This window comes from Hyalangium sp. (assembly GCF_035629615.1).
In the GTDB taxonomy this organism is placed as follows: domain Bacteria; phylum Myxococcota; class Myxococcia; order Myxococcales; family Myxococcaceae; genus Hyalangium.
In genome coordinates this window covers 1-18,397 of record NZ_DASPHO010000833.1, presented here as the reverse complement: position 1 = coordinate 18,397, position 18,397 = coordinate 1, and the positions used below count along the sequence as shown (strand labels likewise).

10 protein-coding genes are annotated in these 18,397 nt (G+C 69.5%); 8 read left to right on the top strand and 2 right to left on the bottom strand.

The window, feature by feature from the left end:
* Positions 1 to 199: 199 nt before the first annotated feature.
* From VD972_RS41905 to VD972_RS41880, 6 genes are all read left to right on the top strand, one after another.
* Positions 200 to 1,789: a phospholipase D-like domain-containing protein gene (locus VD972_RS41905; protein ID WP_324995068.1), complete on the top strand. Its 1,590-nt coding sequence runs from the start codon at positions 200 to 202 to the stop codon at positions 1,787 to 1,789.
* Between the two features lie 129 nt (positions 1,790 to 1,918).
* Positions 1,919 to 3,280 (top strand): hypothetical protein, encoded by a 1,362-nt coding sequence (locus VD972_RS41900; RefSeq protein WP_324995066.1) that lies wholly within the window; start codon positions 1,919 to 1,921, stop codon positions 3,278 to 3,280.
* Between the two features lie 87 nt (positions 3,281 to 3,367).
* On the top strand, positions 3,368 to 3,754 hold the full coding sequence (locus tag VD972_RS41895; protein WP_324995064.1) for a BlaI/MecI/CopY family transcriptional regulator: 387 nt from the start codon (positions 3,368 to 3,370) through the stop codon (positions 3,752 to 3,754).
* Between the two features lie 4 nt (positions 3,755 to 3,758).
* Positions 3,759 to 5,645 carry a M56 family metallopeptidase gene (locus tag VD972_RS41890; RefSeq protein WP_324995062.1) on the top strand — a complete coding sequence of 629 codons (1,887 nt, stop codon included), beginning with the start codon at positions 3,759 to 3,761 and terminating at the stop codon, positions 5,643 to 5,645.
* A 114-nt stretch (positions 5,646 to 5,759) separates the two neighbouring features.
* Entirely contained in the window at positions 5,760 to 7,478 is a 1,719-nt protein-coding gene (locus VD972_RS41885; RefSeq protein WP_324995060.1) for an aldehyde dehydrogenase family protein, read from the top strand.
* A gap of 106 nt (positions 7,479 to 7,584) precedes the next feature.
* Positions 7,585 to 10,440, top strand: a complete 2,856-nt coding sequence (locus VD972_RS41880; RefSeq protein WP_324995058.1) for a hypothetical protein — start codon at positions 7,585 to 7,587, stop codon at positions 10,438 to 10,440.
* 107 nt (positions 10,441 to 10,547) lie between these two features.
* Here VD972_RS41880 and VD972_RS41875 read toward each other — a convergent pair whose 3' ends face one another.
* Positions 10,548 to 11,681 carry an NAD-binding protein gene (locus tag VD972_RS41875; RefSeq protein ID WP_324995057.1) on the bottom strand — a complete coding sequence of 378 codons (1,134 nt, stop codon included), beginning with the start codon at positions 11,679 to 11,681 and terminating at the stop codon, positions 10,548 to 10,550.
* Positions 11,678 to 13,258, bottom strand: coding sequence for a cation:proton antiporter (locus tag VD972_RS41870; RefSeq protein WP_324995070.1), 1,581 nt, complete (start codon positions 13,256 to 13,258; stop codon positions 11,678 to 11,680). Before VD972_RS41870 ends, VD972_RS41875 begins: the two co-directional genes overlap by 4 nt.
* A 169-nt stretch (positions 13,259 to 13,427) precedes the next feature.
* Here VD972_RS41870 and VD972_RS41865 point away from each other — a divergent pair, with 169 nt between their 5' ends.
* Together VD972_RS41865 and VD972_RS41860 are read left to right on the top strand one after the other, a co-directional pair.
* A complete protein-coding gene (locus VD972_RS41865; RefSeq protein ID WP_324995056.1) occupies positions 13,428 to 17,129 on the top strand; it encodes an Ig-like domain-containing protein in 3,702 nt (1,233 codons plus the stop codon).
* A 221-nt stretch (positions 17,130 to 17,350) separates the two neighbouring features.
* A complete protein-coding gene (locus VD972_RS41860; protein ID WP_324995055.1) occupies positions 17,351 to 18,223 on the top strand; it encodes a hypothetical protein in 873 nt (290 codons plus the stop codon).
* Positions 18,224 to 18,397 lie beyond the last annotated feature (174 nt).

Here is an 18,397-nt window from a genome sequence, read left to right as displayed (position 1 = left end):
GAAGAAGGTGCAGGTGACGCTGGGGGACCTGATCGCCGCGGCCTTCGACGCGGTGGGGGGTGAGGTGAAGAAGGTGGCCCGCGTCGTTTCCTCGCCGGCGATGACGCTGGCGACCGGCAAGCACATCGTCGTGGTGGGGTAAGGAGTTCTCAGGGGGAGGGGTAGGGGCCTGTGGAGGTAGGCGCCCGGGAGTGACATCTTGACACGCATTCTGGTTCCCGGCTCCAACTGCTGGTTACAGGCGGAAGCGGATCGAGCGGGGGTGCTCGTCGATGCGCGGGACTACTACCGCGCCTTCTACCGAGCGGCCCGCCGCGCCAGGCAGTACATCGCCATCCTCGGGTGGCAGTTCGACAGCAACGTGTCGCTGCTGCGCGGCGAGGACGTGCAGGGCGTGCAGGGCGAGACGCGGATGCTCCCGCTGCTGAACGAGCTGTGCGAGCAGAACCCGGAGCTGCAGGTCCACATCCTGGCCTGGGACTTCAGCCTGCTGCTGGCGCTCGAGCGCGAGTGGATGCAGCAGATGCTCTTCAGCCGGCACAGCGAGCGGATCTCGTTCCGCTTCGACACGTCCGCGCCGCTCTCCGGCTCGCACCATCAGAAGCTGGTCATCATCGATGGGCAGCTGGCCTTCACCGGGGGCATGGACATCTGCGACTGCCGCTGGGATGACCGCAGCCACCCGGCGCGCTCCACGCTGCGATGTGACTCGGGGAGGGATCCGCACGGGCCGTACCACGACGTGCAGGCGGTGCTCACCGGGCCTGTGGTGCAGCCGCTGGTGGAGCTCTTCGAGGCGCGGTGGTTCAACTCCGGAGGTGGCACGCTGCAGCTGCCCAAGCCCATCGCGCGCGATGACGTGGAGGTGGGGGCCACGCTGCCACTGCCGCCGGGGCCCGTGGCGATCAGCCGGACCTTCGGAAAGACGCTGGTGCCCTTCCAGGAGCCGGTGCAGGAGGTGCGCGCGCTCTATCTGGACGCCATCCACGCGGCCGAGCGCTTCATCTATGTGGAGAACCAGTACTTCTCCTCGCGGGCCATCTTCCAGGCCCTGGTGCGCCGCATGCGCGACCGGGAGCGGGGCCCGCTTCAGATCGTCTTCATGTTGCCGCGGATGCCAGAGGCGCTGCGCGAGCAGCTCGCCATGGGCGTGGCCCAGGTGAGACTGCTGCGTGTGCTGCAGCGTGTGGCGAGCGAGAATGGCCACGCGCTGGGCGTGTACTGCTCGGCTTCGCGCGACGAGGAAGGGACGGACGTCTTCACGTACATCCACTCGAAGCTGATGGTGGTGGATGACCGCTTCCTCACGCTCGGCTCGGCGAACACCACCAACCGCAGCCTCGGGCTGGACTCGGAGCTGAACCTGGCCTGGGAGGCAGCAGAGGCTCGGGAGGGCCAGGTGATGCGATGCGCCATCCGCCGGCTGAGGGTGAGCCTGCTCGTGGAGCACACCGGGCTGAAGGATCGGGCAAAGGTGCGCGAGCTGTCGCGCGCGGACCGGCTCGTGTCCTTGCTGGATGAGGTGGCAGCGCGCGCTCAGGACCGCCTGCGTCCCCACCCGCTGGAGACGCTGTTTGATCAGAGTCCGCTCCTGAAGCCGCTCGAACCCGAGGAATTCCTCATTGATCCGGAGGACTCCTTGCTGGACGAGAGCTTCTTCGAGTCGCTCCGGCAGGAGGAGGGCCTGCTGGCCACGGGCGTGCGGCTCTTCACACGGTGGTTCAGCAGCCTTCCGGAGCGTCCCCACCCCGCGAGCCTGCCGACCGAGGCGCCGTCCGTCGAGCCGTGAGGCTCAAGTGGTGTCGAGGTAGGAAGAGCGCGGAGGACGCCTGCATGCCCGCAGTCTAGGCGAGCATCACCCACATGTTTCACACTCGCGTTCCTTTGCTGAGCGCGAGGGATGGGTAGAGTGGCCTGGATGAATGCCGCCTCCTTCCTCGTCCTGCTCTCCGTGCTCAACCAGGCCGCCCCCTACGAGGGAGGGTCTGCCACCGTGGAGGAGCTGCCTCTGGAGGACTCGGGTCAGGAAGACCCCTCCGCCTCCGCATTCACCTTCCGCCTGGCGCTCGAGGCAGGGCCGCTGAGTCTGCCTTCAGGCACACCGGGAGGAGGGCAGGACATCTTCGCGTTCGCCCTGCCTGTGGCGCGCATGGCCCGCGGAGAGAGCTTCGCCCTCCAGCTGGGCGCCCCGCTGCGCTTCCGCCTCCTCGACGCCGAGCCGAAGCAGTCCGCCGAGGACGTGGGTGGCTTCCTGCGGCGCGAGGACTGGGACACGACGAGCGACTACGGCCAGGTCCTCCGCGAGCTGCGCATCGGCCGGGACGACAACGTGGCCCACCTGCGCGCTGGCCCGCTCCACGCCTTCACCCTCGGCGAGGGCCACCTGGTGGAGCGCTACGACAACCAGCTCTCGCCCGACTACCACCCCGCGGGAGCCCTGCTCACCGTCAACTATGGCCCCACGCGCGTCCTCGTGGCCGCCAGCGACGTGCTCTCCGCGCGCCTCTTCGCGGGCGAGCTGCGGCTGGACATTGGCCGGCTCGCCTCGAAGCAGGACAAGCACTTCGATCGCTACCACGCCATCGCCTCCTTTGCGCATGACTTCGGGAAGGTGGGGCAGGAGCAGACGGAGTCCATCACCGCCGCGCTCCTGGGCGGGGACGCGGCGCTCTATAAAGGTGAGCACCTCCAGCTGTTCGCCATTGGCGGCGCCGGCTCGCGGGTGGACGCGGGCACTCCGGACATTGGTGGCTTCGCCGGCTTCTCCATCCGAGGCAACACAGGCCGTGTGGACGTCAGCGGCCGGCTGGAAGGACGCTACCAGGGAGGGAACTTCCGCTTCGGCCTCTTCGGGCCCTCGTACGAGCTGGCGCGCTTTTCCTCCACCGGCCTCTCCGAGCCGCCCCTGGCCGAGGAGCGCATGGACAAGAACCTGGGCGGCTTCGCCGAGCTGAAGCTCGGGGTGGGCAGCGGCGAGAAGGAAGAGCTGTACATGTCCGCCAGCGCTGCCGTGGAGCACTTCACCACCGGCCGCACCGACACCGACTTCACCCTGGCGCTCCAGCTCCCGGGCGCCCGGACGACGGCCGCCGCGCGCGTCATCGTCGTCGGCATCGGCACCCAGCCGCGCTACTCCGTCCACGCCGAGCTTCGCCAGCGCATCCTCGAGTGGCTCTTCGTCTGGGGCGCGGGTGGCACCGTCCACTTCCCGCAACCGGATGGCTCGCTGGCCAAGGGCTACACTGCGGGCGCCGGCGTGGGCATGGACTTCGAGCGCTAAGCGCTGGCACCCGCCGAATGACTTGACTACAGCTGTAGTCAGTCGTACCTTCTTGATGACTACAGCTGTAGTCAGCGGGAAGGGTCCATGAAGAAGGCTGTGGGAGAGCAGGAGCTGGCAGTGCTGCGGTACGTGGCCGAGCACGGGCCCCTCACGGTGGGCGAAGTGGCGGAGCGCTTCGGCGAGGCGCAGGGGCTGGCGCGGTCCACCATCCTCACGGTGATGGAGCGGCTGCGGAACAAGGGCCACCTCACCCGGCGCAAGGCGGAGGGTGTCTTCCAGTACAGCTCGCCGGTGCCGGCGTCGGAGCTGCTGCGCGGCGTGGTGGGGGACTTCGTCCAGCGGTCGCTGGCGGGCTCGCTGTCGCCGTTCGTCACCTACCTGGCCGAGGCCGAGGACGTCTCCGAGGAGGAGCTCCAGCAGCTCCAGGACGTCGTGGCGCGGCTGCAGTCCCGGAAGCAGTCGAAGGAGTGAGCGCATGGGCACGCAATGGCTGATGGACTTCGGCTGGGGACACTCCGCGCTGGAGGGGCTGTGGCGGGCCTCGTGGCAGGGAGGGCTGTGGGCCGCGGTGGTGTGGGCGCTGACGCGAGCGGTGCCGCGCATGCCCTCGGCCCTGCGGGCGGGGCTGTGGTGGCTGGTCTCCCTCAAGTTCGTGCTGTCCCTGGCAACGCTGGCTCCCGTGCCGCTCCCGCTGTTGCCGGCGCCCGCTGCTGCGCCGGGGCGTGATGTGCCCCTGGAGTCCGTCTCTGGAGCACCTGTCACGGGGGTGACCGTGGTCACCGCTGCTCAGCCCCGGCTTGCTCTGGAGGGGGCGGTGCCATGGCGGCAGGTGGGGGTGGCCGTGCTGCTCGTCGCGTGGGGGCTGGGGGTTGCCTGGCAGCTGCGGAGACACCTGCGGGCCTGGGCCTCCGTGCGCAGCCTCCGGCTCCGCGCGCTTCCGCTGCGCCACTCGGGCATCGAGGAGGCCGTGCGTGAGCTGGCCTCTTGCGCGGGTCTGCGCCGCGTGCCCCGGCTGCTGGTGTCCGAGGAGGTGACGAGCCCCCTCGCGACGGGGCTGCTCTCCTCGGTGGTGGTGCTGCCTGCGCGGGCGGTGGGGCGCCTGGACGTGGACGCGCTGCGAATGGCGCTGGCGCACGAGCTGGCCCACTTCCAGCGCCGCGATCTGTGGCTCGGGTGGGTGCCGGCAGTCGCGGAGACCGTCCTCTTCTTCCACCCGCTCGTGCGCAAGGCGGTCCGTGAGTACGCCCTGGCACGCGAGGAGGCCTGTGACGCCGAGGCCCTGCACCTCACCGGCGCTGAGCCCGGGGACTACGGACAGCTTCTTCTCACCTTTGGTGTCACCCGGACACACGGAACCGCTGCGGCGCTTGGCGCTTCCGCCCACATTCACACGCTGCACAGGAGGTTGACCATGTTGGAGCACGTTGATGTCTCGACCCCTCGAGGCCGGGCCCCGCTGCGTGCGGCCCTGCTCGTTCTCGGCCTCGCGGCCCTGGTGCCGTTCCAGGTGGTTGCCCGAGAGCAGACGGCCTCGCCGCCGCCCCCGGCTCGAGCTCCCGATCCTGCTGCGACAGTGCTCGCGGCTCCGAAGCTCGTGGTCCAGGCTTCGGTGGTTCCCGTGGTGGCTCCGGTCCCCCTCACGCCGAAGGTGGCGCCGGTCCCCACCGTGCCGAAGATCGCTCCGGTCGCTCCCACGCCGAGGGTGGCTCCGGTCGCCCCCGTTCCGCCGCCCGCGCCGATGCTGGCCATGGCGGACAAAGACGATGACGATGACGATGACGATGACGTGGAGGGCTTCGTCTTCGTGTCGGGCGACGAGATGACGATGGCGGGCTCGACGGCCGATCTGCGCCGCGCCCGGGCACTGCGCACGGGGGGCAAGGACGTCCTCTTCGTGCGGCGGGGCGACAAGAACTACGTGGTCCGCGATGCGAAGATGCTCGAGCAGATGCGCGCTTCCTTCCAGCCGCAGGTGAAGATGGGTACCCAGCAGGCCGAGCTCGGGAAGAGGCAGGCCGACCTGGGCATGAAGCAGGCGGAGTTCGGGCAGAAGCAGGCGGCCCTGGGGCTGAAGCAGGCCCAGCTGGGCATGAAGCTGTCGGATCTGAGCCTCAAGGTTGCGCAGGCCTCGATGCAGGGCGACGAGTCCGCCCGCCAGCGCCACGAGCAGGAGCTCGACAAGCAGCAGGAGGCTGTGGAGAAGGAGATGGATGCGCTCAACGAGCAGCAGGAGGCGCTGGGCAAGGAGCAGGAGAAGCTCGGGGACCAGCAGGAGGCGCTGGCGCGCGAGGGGATGAAGAAGCTGAAGGCGCTCATCGACGAGGCCTTGAGCAAGGGCCTCGCCGAGCCGGTGGATTCCTAGCACTCCGTCTCGCTGGAGCGAGGAGCAGCGGACGCTTCGCTCCAAAGGACGGTGACGGCCGCGCGGGGGCTCGCCTAACGTGGCGGCGCTTTTCTTCCGTCAGGAGAACCCCGCATGACGCTCGCCGTCACCCCCAAGGCCACCCCCGTCTCGTCGATGGATCCGCTGGTGCGCCGCATCAAGGAGGGCTCTCGCGCCTGGGTGAAGATCTCCCTCGACGAGCGCATCGCCCTGCTGGAAGAGCTGCGGCGGACCTACCACGCGGTCGCCGAGCCCAGTGTCCGCGCTGCCTGTGAGGCCAAGGGCGTCGATCCCGAGAGCTCCATTGCCGGCGAGGAGTGGCTGGCCGGGCCGCTCGTGGTGCTGCGGAACCTCCGCCTCCTCGCCGAGTCCCTGAGGGACATCCAGCGCCATGGCGTGCCGCACCTGCCGCCCTCGCGGCTGAGCACCCTGCCCAACGGGCAGCTGAGCGCGCGCATCTACCCGGCCAACCTCCTGGACTCGATGCTGCTGATGAAGCACGTGGGCGAGGTGCACTTCCAGCCCGGTGTGACGGCCTCCAACCTCCGCGAGCACCAGGCCTCCTTCTACCGCCGTCCGCACGAGGGCCGCGTGTGCGCCGTGCTGGGCGCTGGCAACGTCAACTCCATCCCTCCCGCGGACTGCCTCTACAAGCTCTTCGTCGAGGGCACGGCGTGTGTCCTCAAGATGAACCCGGTGAACGCGTACCTGGGGCCCTTCCTGGAGCAGGCGTTTGCTCCTCTGGCCCGGCGCAACGTGTTCGCCGTGGTCTACGGGGGCGCGGAGGAGGGCGCCGCGCTCGTCAATCATCCGGAGGTGGAGGAGATCCACATCACCGGCAGCGACAAGACGCATGACGCGCTGATGTGGGGGCCGCCCGGCCCAGAGGCCGATGCCCGCCGCGCGCGCAACGAGCCGCTGCTCAAGAAGGCCATCTCCAGCGAGCTGGGCAACATCTCTCCCGTCATCGTCGTGCCGGGCCCCTACAGCGATGGCGAGCTGCTCTTCCAGGGGAGCAGCATTGCCGGAATGGTGGCCAACAACGCCTCCTTCAACTGCAACTCCGCCAAGCTGCTCGTCCAGCCGCGCGACTGGCGCCAGCGGGGGAAGATGGTGGACGCGGTGCAGGCGGCGCTGGGCAAGACGCGCGTGCGCCGGGCCTGGTACCCCGGGGCAGACCAGCGCTGGAAGCAGTTCACCGAGGGCCGTAAAGGCCTGCGGCTCGTCGGCACGCCGGGGCAGGGTGAGCTGGCCTTCGCGCTGCTGCCGGACGTGGATCCCTCCCTGGCGCAGGACCGGGTCTTTCACCAGGAGCCCTGGTGCACCGTGCTCTCCGAGACGGGCCTGCCGGGCTCGGACGATCCGGTGGCGTTCCTCGAGCAGGTGGTCCCGTTCGTCAATGACAAGGTGTGGGGCACCCTCTGCGCCACCCTCGTGGTGCACCCGAAGTCGCTGAAGGATCCGGCGGTGCACGCCGCGGTGGAGAAGGCCATCCGCGAGCTGCGCTACGGCGCCGTGGCCGTGAACACCTGGCCCGCCGCCGTCTTCGCCCTGGGCAGCCTGCCCTGGGGGGGCCACCCCTCCGCTACACCTCAGAATATCCAGAGCGGCCTGGGCTGGGTCCACAACACCTATATGTTCGAGGACATCGAGAAGGTGGTCCTCCGGGCCCCGCTCACCAGCTTTCCTCCCTCGCCCTGGGTTCCCGGCCACCGCGGGGTGCGCACCCTGGGGCGACGGCTCGCGGACTTCGAGCTGGCTCCCTCCTGGCTCAAGGTGCCGGGAATCGCCGCCGCCGCCATGCGTGCCTGAGCCGCGCCGCGCCGCGCCGCGCCGCGTCAGCAGAAAAAGAGACGCGGAGCCCTGGAGTGGTCAGAATGGCGCCCGCCCTTGGGGGTGACTCGACGACGGAGGTGGGATGAGGAAGCCTGCAGCTCGTGGCCAGCAGGGTCGCTCTCGAGCGAAACGGCCCTCCGCTTCCTTCGCCTCCGACCGTGAGGAGCTGCTCTCGCTGTTGTTGCGCGACGGCATCCGCCGGGAGTCACCGGCCACGCTGGTGTCCTCGGAGGACGGCAGCACGGAGCCCTGGAAGCTCGACTCGCTCGGGGTGACCCTGTCCTCGCAGGGCGCCGAGCTCGCGGGCAGGTGCCTGCTCCACCTCCTCGAGAGCTTCGAGGGCAAGCAGCTCGCCACCTTCGGAACCACGGGCGTCCCCATCCTGCAGTCCTGTGTGCTGCTCTCGAAGGGAAAGTACCGGGGGTTGCTCGTCCGCAAGGAGCGGGAGGCCGGCACTGGGAAGCTCATCGAGGGGCGGATCGATCCCTCCGAGCCCGTGGTCATCATCAACGACTCCGTGGGGCTGGAGACCTCGCTGGAGGAGTGCACCGCCCGGCTCGAGGAGTCGGGCCTGCGTGTCGAGGGGGGCGTGTCCCTGGTCCGCTTCGGCTACGAGAGCGGCTTCTCGCGCATGGTGTCGCGCGGGTACCGGATGCTCAGCCTCTTCGACATCTGGAATGATTTCGTCTCCCACATGCCGGGGGAGGAGGTCCTGGCTCCGAACCCGACCCGGGCCTTCCTGCCGCACGAGCTCACCTCGAAGGCGGCGCCCGAGGGGTTGCATCCCGCGGAGCTCGCGCGCAGGGTCATCGACGAGGCCCTGAGGACCGGCAAGCTCTTGCGCCCGCCCCGACGCATCGAGGGCCGGTACTCGGGCGCGGGCGGAGTCTGGGTCAGCGTGCGGCCCAAGGATGACGTCCAACGGCGCCACGCTCGCGCCGGCTTCTGGAACTTCCCGGAAGAGAAGGCCCCCTCGCTGCCGGCGGCGATTGGCGAGGCCGCGTTCCTGGCAGCGCAGACGCTCAAGGAGACCGGTGCCGATCCGCTCGCGGCCCTGGAGCAGAGCGGCATCGCGGTGACGTTCTGCTCGGCGCTCGAGGAGTGCGAGGTCGGGCAGCTCGACAACGAGCGCTACGGACTCGTGGTGCGCAGCCGCGAGCGGCCCTTCCTCATGGGAGGGGCGCTGCCGGGGATGCCGGGCATTGGCAACGAGTGGCAGCAGCTCGAGAGCGCACGGAATGGCAAGGCGCGGCTCCTGCCGTGGGAGCCGTTTGCGCTCTATCGCTTCAAGGTCCAGAAGGCCGTCGAGCCCGGAACTGTCTGGCAGCCGAGCGGCGTGCCTGCTGAAGCTCCGCCTCGCTGGATCGGCTCCAGTGCCGCCATCGCCGCGCGTGCACTCGCGGTGGTGCGGGAGCTCTCAGAAGGCCGGGACCCTGCTCCGGCCCCTCGGGCTCTTCCGCTCGACAGCGCCGTGGACTTCCTCTCGCTCAGTGTCTATCGCCAGGGGCGGCGGGTGGGTACCGCGGGCGCCCGTGTCACGCGCCCTGACGAGGAGCTCGTGGCGCTTGCCGGGAGTGCCCTGGCGGAGGCGGGCTCTGGGGCTCCGGGCACCGGCGAGCCGCTCGCGGTGACGGTGTCGCTGCTCCACGGCTCCACCGAGCTGGGAGAGCTGACGCCCGAAGAAGCCTCCGCGCAGACGCGCCACGCCGAGCAGGCGCTGATGGCGTACCAGGGAGAGAAGTCGGGGCTGCTCCTCCCGTCCGAGGCAGTCACCGGCAACCTCGCTCCGCTCGACTTCGCGCGCGCGGTGCTCGACAAGGCGGGGCTCACGGAGGGACCTTCCCGGTGGCGTCGCTTCGACTGCGTCACCTGGATGGCGGATGCCAGCGGGACCCATCGGGTCGAGCACGGGCTGCCAGTGGGCCCTCTCCCGAAGGCGCTCGTGCAGCGGATGACGCGGTTGACCCAGCCGCTCTGCAAGTTTCTCCTGCGCCACCTGGGCGAGACGACGCGCTACGAGCCGTTCTCCGACACCGTTCACAAGGGGCTCGAGGCCGCGGTGCTCGCGCACCAGGCCTGGACGATGGCCCGGGCGCACAGGCTGCTCGGCCCCGCGCCGCTGGGGGAGGGGGCGCAGACGCTCCTGACCGCGCTCACCTCGGACCTCATGTTCGATGAGGCCGAGCGTGTCTGGATCAGCTCGGATGGAGGGACCTCGATCTCGGAGGCCTCGTTCGTCCTCCTCGCGCTGCTGGAGGCGGGGAACGACAACACCACGGCGGCGACGCTCGCCACGACGCTCTGGTCGAGCATCGGCGCTCGAGGCCGGTTCAGCTGCCACATGGACCGAGCCTTCGACGACGACTCGTTCCAGGATGCGTACCCAGGGCAGGCGCTGCTCGCGCTCGCGCGCTCGGCGGAGAAGAAGGTGTGCGCGCCGGACAAGGAGAAGCTCGCGCAGGCCCGGCGCTTCTACCGCCACCGCTTCCTCCACAAGCGGCACTGGGATCAGGTCTGCTGGCTGACGCAGGCCACAGTGGCCTGGTGGCGCGTCGATCGGGACGCCGAGGCCGGCCGCTTCGCCTTCGAGATCTGCGACTGGGCGCTGAAGTACCAGTCCGAGAAGACCGGCGCATTCCTCAACGATCACCAGCCCGACACGCCGGGATACACCACCGCACTCTACCTGCAGGCGCTCGCCGCGGGGATCGAGCTCGCGGCCGGCTTGCGTGAGAGGGCCCGCCAGAAGCGCTACATGGATGCCTACGCGCAGGGGATCGCCTTCCTCGACACGCTCGTCTACCAGGAGCGGGACGTGCCGCTCCTGCCGAACCCGCGCTATGCACTGGGTGGGGTGCGGACGAGCCCCATGCAGAGCGAGGTCCGGGCAGGCTCCGTCCAGCACGCGCTGGCGGCCCTGCTGGGACTGCGCCGCTGAGCCCTGGCCTGCCGGTCAGCGGGCCGCGGGGGCGGGAGGGGGACTCGGCCGATGGGTTCTTCGTAGCAGTTGCCCGACGGGTGGAACTGGTAGAGCCTGAGCATTACCTATCTCCCGAAGAGGCCCTTGCGCTTGACCGATGGCGGCGGCACGCCCTGGGCGCGTGAGAGCCGCTGGCCGAGGATGCGGCTCATCTCCAGCGCCACCGAGGGGTTGGCCATCACCACGGTGCGGAAGTCATCACGCCCCACCACCGCCAGCTCACACACGTGGGTCGTCACGGACGTCGCCATGCGCGGCTCGCCCGTGAGCAGCGCCAGCTCGCCGAAGAAGCCCCCGGGGCCCACCGTCCCCACGAGCTGACCCCCATCGCCCATCATCTTCACCTCGCCCGCGAGCACCACGAAGAAGCCCTCGCCCGCATCCCCCTTCTTGAAGATCTCCGAGCCCGCGGGCCGCTGGAGGAACTCCGCTCCCCGCGCCACCACCGTCAGCTCCTCGTCGCTCAGCGGTGCCAGGAAGTCCACCTTGCGCAGCGCCTGCATCAGCGGGGTGAGGCTGGCGTGCACCGGCTCGGCCGTGAGGAACTTCACCGCCTGCCCCAGCTGCTCGCGCCGCGACACGAGGATGACCGTGCTCCCCGCCCGCAACACCGTGCTCCCGTCCGGCACCATCGTCTTCCCCTCCAGATCCACCACGCCGATGAAGAGGCTGTCGCGCGGGAAGCCCTCCATCGTCCGCACCTGCGCCACCGTCTTGCCCGCCACCAGCGCACGCGGGTTGATGGCCAGCTCGAACAACAGCGCGTCTCCCCCCGCCAGCGGCAGCGAGCCCTCTACCTGCGGGAAGTCGATGGCCGTCGACATCTTCGCCACCACCACCTCCGCCTCGGCCACCAGCTCCTTCACCCCTGACAGCCGGTACGCCTCGCGGTAGCTCGTGTCCAGCATCCGCACCATCACTCGCGCCGAGGACATGCTGCGCACCAGCATGGCAAAGGCCAGGTTCTCCGGATCCCGTGCCAGCACTCCCGCGGCCACATCCGCTGTGGCGATCCCCGCCGCATCCAGCGTCCGGGGGTTCGTGGCGTCTCCGCACACCGTCACCGCTCCCACCTCCTCGAAGATCCGAGTGCACGTGGCCGAGTCCCGCTCGATGACCGTCACAGTGTGCTGCTCGGCCACCAGCCGCGCCGCCAGCACCGAGCCCACCCGGCCTCCACCCGCGATGACGATCTTCATGAAGTCTTCCTCCCTCCCTCTGACGCCGCGCTGTCGGCACCGCCGTGCAGCGCATGCTCCAAGTCCAACGTCCGCTGGTCGAGCCGTGCCAGCAGGGCCTCCGCCGTGCTCTCCGGGATCAACCCATTGCGCCTCGCCGCTAGCAGCGCCGTGCGCTCCGCGTCCATCAGCCGGCGCCGCACCGTGATCAAGCTCCGGGCGCTCTGCGCCAGGTGCTGCTCGTTGAGTCGTCGCAGCTCCCGCTCCGCGCGCGCGATGTTCACCTGGTAGTCGCTGCGCAGGTGCTCGTAGGCCCCGCGGGGCACCAGCCCCTGCGAGAGCAGTGCCTCCAGCTCGTGGTGCGCCGCCCGGCTGGCAATGAGGCGCGCCTGCTGATCCGCCACCTCCAGTCCCACCGGATCCTGCTCGAGCAGGCCCATGCGCCGCAGTGCCCCGCTCAGCAGCAGCCCCTGTCCCACCAGCGAGAAGAAGGTGACACCGAAGGCGATGGACACCAGCAGCTCGCGCGAGGGCGTGTTGGCCGGAAGTCCCAGCACCAGGCCGATGGAGATCGCCCCCTTGATGTTGCCCACCAGGAACACGTGCTGCCAGCGGAAGGGCACGGCGGCCACCGGGCGAAGCCAGCGCAGCAGCAGGAAGGGCACGTAGATGGACACCGCCCGCCCCACCACCACGCAGGCGAACGCGATGCCCGTCTCCGGCAGGTGATCCAGCAGCACCTCGGGCCGCGTGGTGAGCCCCACGGACAGGAACAGGAACGTGTTCACCCCGAAGGCGGCGTACTCCCAGAAGGTGTGGATGGCCACCTGGCTCTGCGGCGACACATCCCTGCGCAGCGCCCCCCCCACCGTGAGCCCCGCGGTGACGGCTGCGATGGCCCCGGAGAGATGGACCTGCTCGGCCGCGACGAAGGCGCCAAAGGCGAGCGCCGTCGTCGCCATGATCTCCGCGAGCGGATCCTCCGTCCGGCGGATGACGAAGTTGGCCAGCATCCCCAGCGCCAGCCCGACGACGCCACCGCCCACGCTGGCCAGCAACACCTTGCCGGTCAGCAGGCCCATCGAGGGCGTCTGTCCCCCGGCCACCACCGCGGCGATGGCGGCATAGGCCACCAGCGCGGTGCCATCGTTGAAGAGGCTCTCGCCCTGCATGATGCCGCTCAGCCGCTGGGGCACCGGCGCGCGGCGGAACGCGTAGAGGATGGAGACCGTGTCTGTCACCGCGAGGGTGGCGCCCAGCAGCAGCGCCGGTCCCCACGCCAGCGCCAGCAGCTCGTGGAGCGCCGCCCCGGTGGCCCCGATGGCCAGCGCCATCCCCAGGGTGGCCAGGATCGCGATGGGCAGCGCGTTGGCGCGCACGTTGCCCAGATCCGCCGTGATGCCGCCCTCGAAGAGCAGCGCCGGGAGGCAGACGAGGAACACCACCTCCGGCTTCAGCGGCGGCACTCCCGGCAGCAGATCCGCCATCGAGATGAGGAGCCCACCGACCACCAGGGCTACGTTGTACGGGATCCGCGCGCGCTTGGCGCCAATGGCCACGACGATGGCCACGACCATGAGGCCGATGACAATGTGCATCTCCACGGGAAGAACCCTATCTCACTGGGGCAGGACAGACCCAGAGCCTTGACGTGCAGGCGACAGGCGAGGCTTCTCGAGCCGGCACGACTGTACGTGCTGCAAGTGAATCTGCCATCATCCTGGGACACCTGAATACAACGCGCCCGAGCGAACCGGAGGAACGCCGATGCTCACGTCGCTGCGAACTGCTGCCGTCCTGATGGGGATGTGCGGACTCCTCTCCGCTTGCGGAGATCGCCTTGAACCGGGCTCGCCGCCCGCCTCGGCTCCCAAGCTCTTCCGGGCCGGCCTGGATGGCCTCCCAGGCCGGTACATCGTCGTGTTCGAGGACTCGGGGGAGCGGAGCCTCCGGGCCTCGCCGCTGGAGGTGCGAAAGACTTCCGAGGCGCTCACCCGTGCCCATGGCGGCACCGTCCGGCGCGTCTACGCCTCCGCGCTCAAGGCCTTCTCCGCCTCCTTGACGGAAGAGGAGGCACAGCGCCTGAGCGAGGACCCGAGCGTCCGCTACGTCCAGCAGCAGCGCCTCTTCTCTGCCGAGGGCGTGCAGCTGCACGCCACCTGGGGCCTGGACCGAGTGGATCAGCGGTACCAGCCGCTGGACGAGCGCTACACCTACGAATACACGGGCGCGGGCGTCCACATGTACATCCTCGACACGGGCATCCTCGGCACCCATGTCGAGTTCGCGGGGCGCATGGGCAATGGCTTCGACTCCATTGGGGATGGCATGGGCCCCACGGACTGCCACGGCCATGGCACGCACGTGGCCGGCACCGCGGGTGGCACCACCTACGGCGTGGCCAAGGGCGTGACGCTCCACCCGGTGCGCGTCCTGGACTGCACGGGCAATGGCTCGACGGAGCAGGTGCTCTCCGGCATCGACTGGGTTACCGCCAACCACGTGAGTCCCGCCGTGGTGAACATGAGCCTCACGGGCTCGATCGATCCCGTCATCGACGACGCCATCGTCCAGTCGATCGCGGCAGGCGTCACCTATGTGGTGGGGGCGGGCAATGATGGCTGGGACGCGTGCAACAACACCCCGGCCCACCTGCCGCAGGCCGTCACCGTCGGCTCGACGAGCGCGCTGGACATCATGTCCTTCTTTTCCAACTACGGCACCTGCGTGGATCTCTTCGCGCCTGGCGAGGAGATCACCTCGGCCTGGGCCACGGGCGACACGGATACGCACTCCACCAGCGGCACCTCCATGGCCACGCCCCACGCCGCGGGCGCCGCCGCCCTGTACCTGGAGGGCCACCCCACCGCCACGCCCGCCCAGGTGGCCGAAGAGCTCTCCGCCCGAGGTACCCATGGCGTGGTGGAGGGTGCGGACATGGACTCACCGAACGTGCTGCTCCACACGGCGTGCATGGGCTCGGTGGATCAGGTGTCGCCGCAGGTGACGCTCACCGCTCCGGAGGAGGGCGCCACGCTCGCCGGCACCGTGACGCTCTCGGCCACCGCGAGCGATGACGTGGGGGTCACCCGGGTGGAGTTCTATGTCGACGGGGCGATCATCGGCTCCGATACGACGGCACCTTATAGCGTCACCTGGGACAGCAATGAGGCCTTCAACGGCCCCGCCACCCTCAGCGCGCGCGCCTTCGACAGCGGTTGCAACAGCCAGGCCTCGTCCGTGTCCGTCACCCTCCAGAACTCGGGCAAGGCCGGCTATGACCCGAGCCTGGGGGCTCCCGCCTGCATCGGTCCGAGCAGCCAGTGTGACTCGGGCAACCTGCTCGTGGGCCGCGGACCCTTGCTCGGCCCCGAGCAGAACATGCCCAACACCCTGGGCAACAGCTGCTGGGACGGCTTCGAGGGCTGGTACCAGTTCGATCCTTCGCTCGACTCCATCAAGGTGTTCCATGAGGGGGGGGGCCTGCTCGCTTCTGGCAAGCGGGTGCGCATCGAGGTGGGGATCTTCGGGGGCTTCGACTCCAGCGTGGAGCGGCTGGACCTCTTCTCCGCGACCAGCGTCACGTCCCCGGTCTGGACGCCCATCACCACGCTCAACTCGATGGGCTTCGGTCCGGGCGTGCTGTCCACCACCTTCACCCTCCCCCAGGGGGACGAGCTGCAGGTGATCCGTGGCGTCTTCCGGTATGGCGGCAGCCCCTCCCCGTGCCCGGGCGGCTCCATGGATGACGTGGATGACCTGGTCTTCACCGTGGTGGAGGAGACGGACACCCAGCCACCCACGGCCACGCTGACTTCGCCCGCCGCGGGAGCGACGATCATGAACACCGTGACGCTCACCGCTACGGCGAGTGACAACTTCACCGTCACCCACGTCGAGTTCTACGAGGGGACCACGTTGCTGGGGACAGACGCCACGGTCCCCTACAGCCTGTCGTGGGACACGCGCACGGCGGCCAACGGGACCCGCTCGCTCAGCGTGCGCGCCTATGACACGGCGGGCCACATGGGCGTCTCGCCTACGGTGAACGTTACGGTGAGCAACGATGTGACGCCGCCCACCGTGGCCTTCTCGGCGCCCGCCTCTGGCGCCACGGTCTCGAGCACGGTCACCGTTACGGGGACGGCGAGCGACAACGTGGGCGTCGTCCGTGTGGAGCTCTATGAGGGCGAGACCCGGTTGGGCGTGGACACCTCCTCGCCGTATACCTTCTCCTGGGACACGCGCTCGGGCCCCAACGGCCCGCGCACCCTCACCCTGAAGGCGTTCGACCTGGCGGGGAACGTCGGCACCTTGGACCGGACCGTGACGGCCGACAACGACATCTCCCCGCCCACGGTGGCCATCACGGCCCCGGCCGAAGGGGCGACGCTGAGCGGGTTTGTCACCCTCACGGCCACCGCCACGGACAACCGGGGCGTCAACCGGGTGGTGTTCTACGTGGGCACCACCGCGGTGGGCACCGACTACTCGGCGCCGTACAGCTTCAGCTACAACACCCGCAGCCTGCCCAATGGGCCTCAGGGGATCTCCGCGCAGGCCTTTGATGCGGTGGGCAATGTGGGCGCCGCGACGGCGGTGAACGTGACGTTCAACAATGACTACACCGCGCCCACGGTCACCGTCACGGCCCCGGCACAAGGGGCGACTCTGGCCGGGACCGTGACCTTCATGGCCACCGCCAGTGACGACCGGGGGACCGTCAGCCGGGTGGAGTTCTACGCCGGCACCCTCCGGCTGGGGACCGATACCTCGGCGCCGTACAGCTTCAGCTACAACACCCGCAGCCTGCCCAACGGAGAGCAGGAGATCACCGCGAGGGCGTATGACCCGGTCAGCAACGTGGGCACCTCGGCCCCGGTGAGCGTGACGTTCGACAATGACTTCACCGCGCCCACAGCCGTCGTCACGGCTCCCGCCGAAGGGGCGACGCTGACCGGGACCGTCACCTTCACGGCCACCGCCAGTGACGACCGGGGGACCCTTGCCCGGGTGGAGTTCTACGCCGGGACCGTCCGGCTGGGGACCGACACCTCGGCGCCCTACAGCCTCAGCTACAACACCCGCAGCCTGCCCAACGGAGCGAAGGCGCTCACCGCGAAGGCGTATGACGCGGTCGGCAACGGGGGCACCTCGGCGCCGGTGAACGTGACGGTCGACAACGATCTCACGGCGCCCACGGTCTCCGTCACCTCGCCCACGGTCGGCACCACGGCCTCCGGCACGGTGACGATCGAGTGCACGGCGAACGATGATCGGGGCATCGTCTCCAAGGTCGATTTCTACGTGGGCTCCATGCTGGTGGGCTCCGACACGACCGCGCCCTTCAGCTGGAGCTGGGACACGACGAAGACGGCCGTGGGGAACCAGCTCCTGAAGTGCCGCGCCTTCGACCCAACCAGTAACTCGGCCTACAGCGCCAACGTACAGGTGACGGTGGTCCGCTGAAGGTGACACCTGTCACCGGTGGTGAGTGCTGTCACCAGCCCTTCCGGTGACTGTGCTCACCACCCGGAGCCCCGCGCTGACACGGGCTCCCTGCACAACCTCGTGAAACTCCTGGGGACTCCCTCGAACCCTCCTGGCCGCGCGTCCACGGCATGAGGGCTGCAATAGGGGTCTGCATACGCACCGACCTTCTGGGTCGGCACTCTAAAAGGAGCTTCACCATGCGCCTCAACCCCTCTGCCGCCGCTGCGACCCCCGCTGCCCGCTCGGAGCTCACCAAGCCCGCCGTCCAGCTGAAGGCTGCCCCCGAGCTGAAGTCGGCTCCCGAGCTGAAGTCGGCTCCCGAGTTGAAGTCCACGGGGGAGCAGAAGCCCGCGCTCGGCCACCTGGGCCGCGATGAGTTCCGCCACGGTATCGGCCCCGGCCCCGGCGGCTGCATCCCGCCGCGCCCGTTCCCGTTCCCCCCGTTCCCCCGTCCCGGCGACGCCAACGGCCGCACCCAGGGCCGCCAGCTGCATGAGATCGCCGAGGGCGTGCGCAACGGCAGCGTGACCTCCGAGGAGGCCGAGCGCCTGCTCCAGCAGCAGGAGAACATCTCCCAGGCCACCGACAAGGCCATGGCGGACGGCAAGCTGACCACCGAGGAGAAGCTCCAGCTGCAGCTGATGCAGGCCCATGCCGAGCTCAACATCCACCAGGCCAGCCACAACGGCCAGCGTGACTTCGGCGCCCGCTGGGACTCCACGAGCCAGAAGCAGGCGGACCAGATCGACCAGATCGCCAAGGGCCGCGCGAACGGCACCATCACCGCCAACGAGGCCACCGGGCTGCTGGATCAGCAGGGAGACATCGCGGGCGTGCGCGACTCCTGGTTCGGGGACTTCGTGGCCAGCTTCCTGCAGGACATGGCGGCCGGCGACATCCGCTTCCAGAGCCTGCCGGGCGACCAGACGAAGTGGGGCGGCTTCCCGTTCCCGCCCCCGTTCGTGAGGCCCCTGCCGGTCGGGCTGGATCGCCCGATGCTCGCCGAGCCCGTGAGCGTCAAGCCCGCGGTGGAGCTGCCGGTGTTCCGACGGGCCTTCATCGCCGCGTGAGCCCCGAGGGAGCTTCGTGAAGTCCTCTGCCCCTCCTTCGCTTCAGGCGAGGGAGGGGTTGTTGTTTCAGCGAGGTGGAGAGCAGCCTCAGCGCTTCAGGCGCAGGATGAGATCCTTGCGTGCCCCGCAGTCGCCGCGCCCGTCGCAGTTGCTGGTGGTGACGTAGAGGTGCCC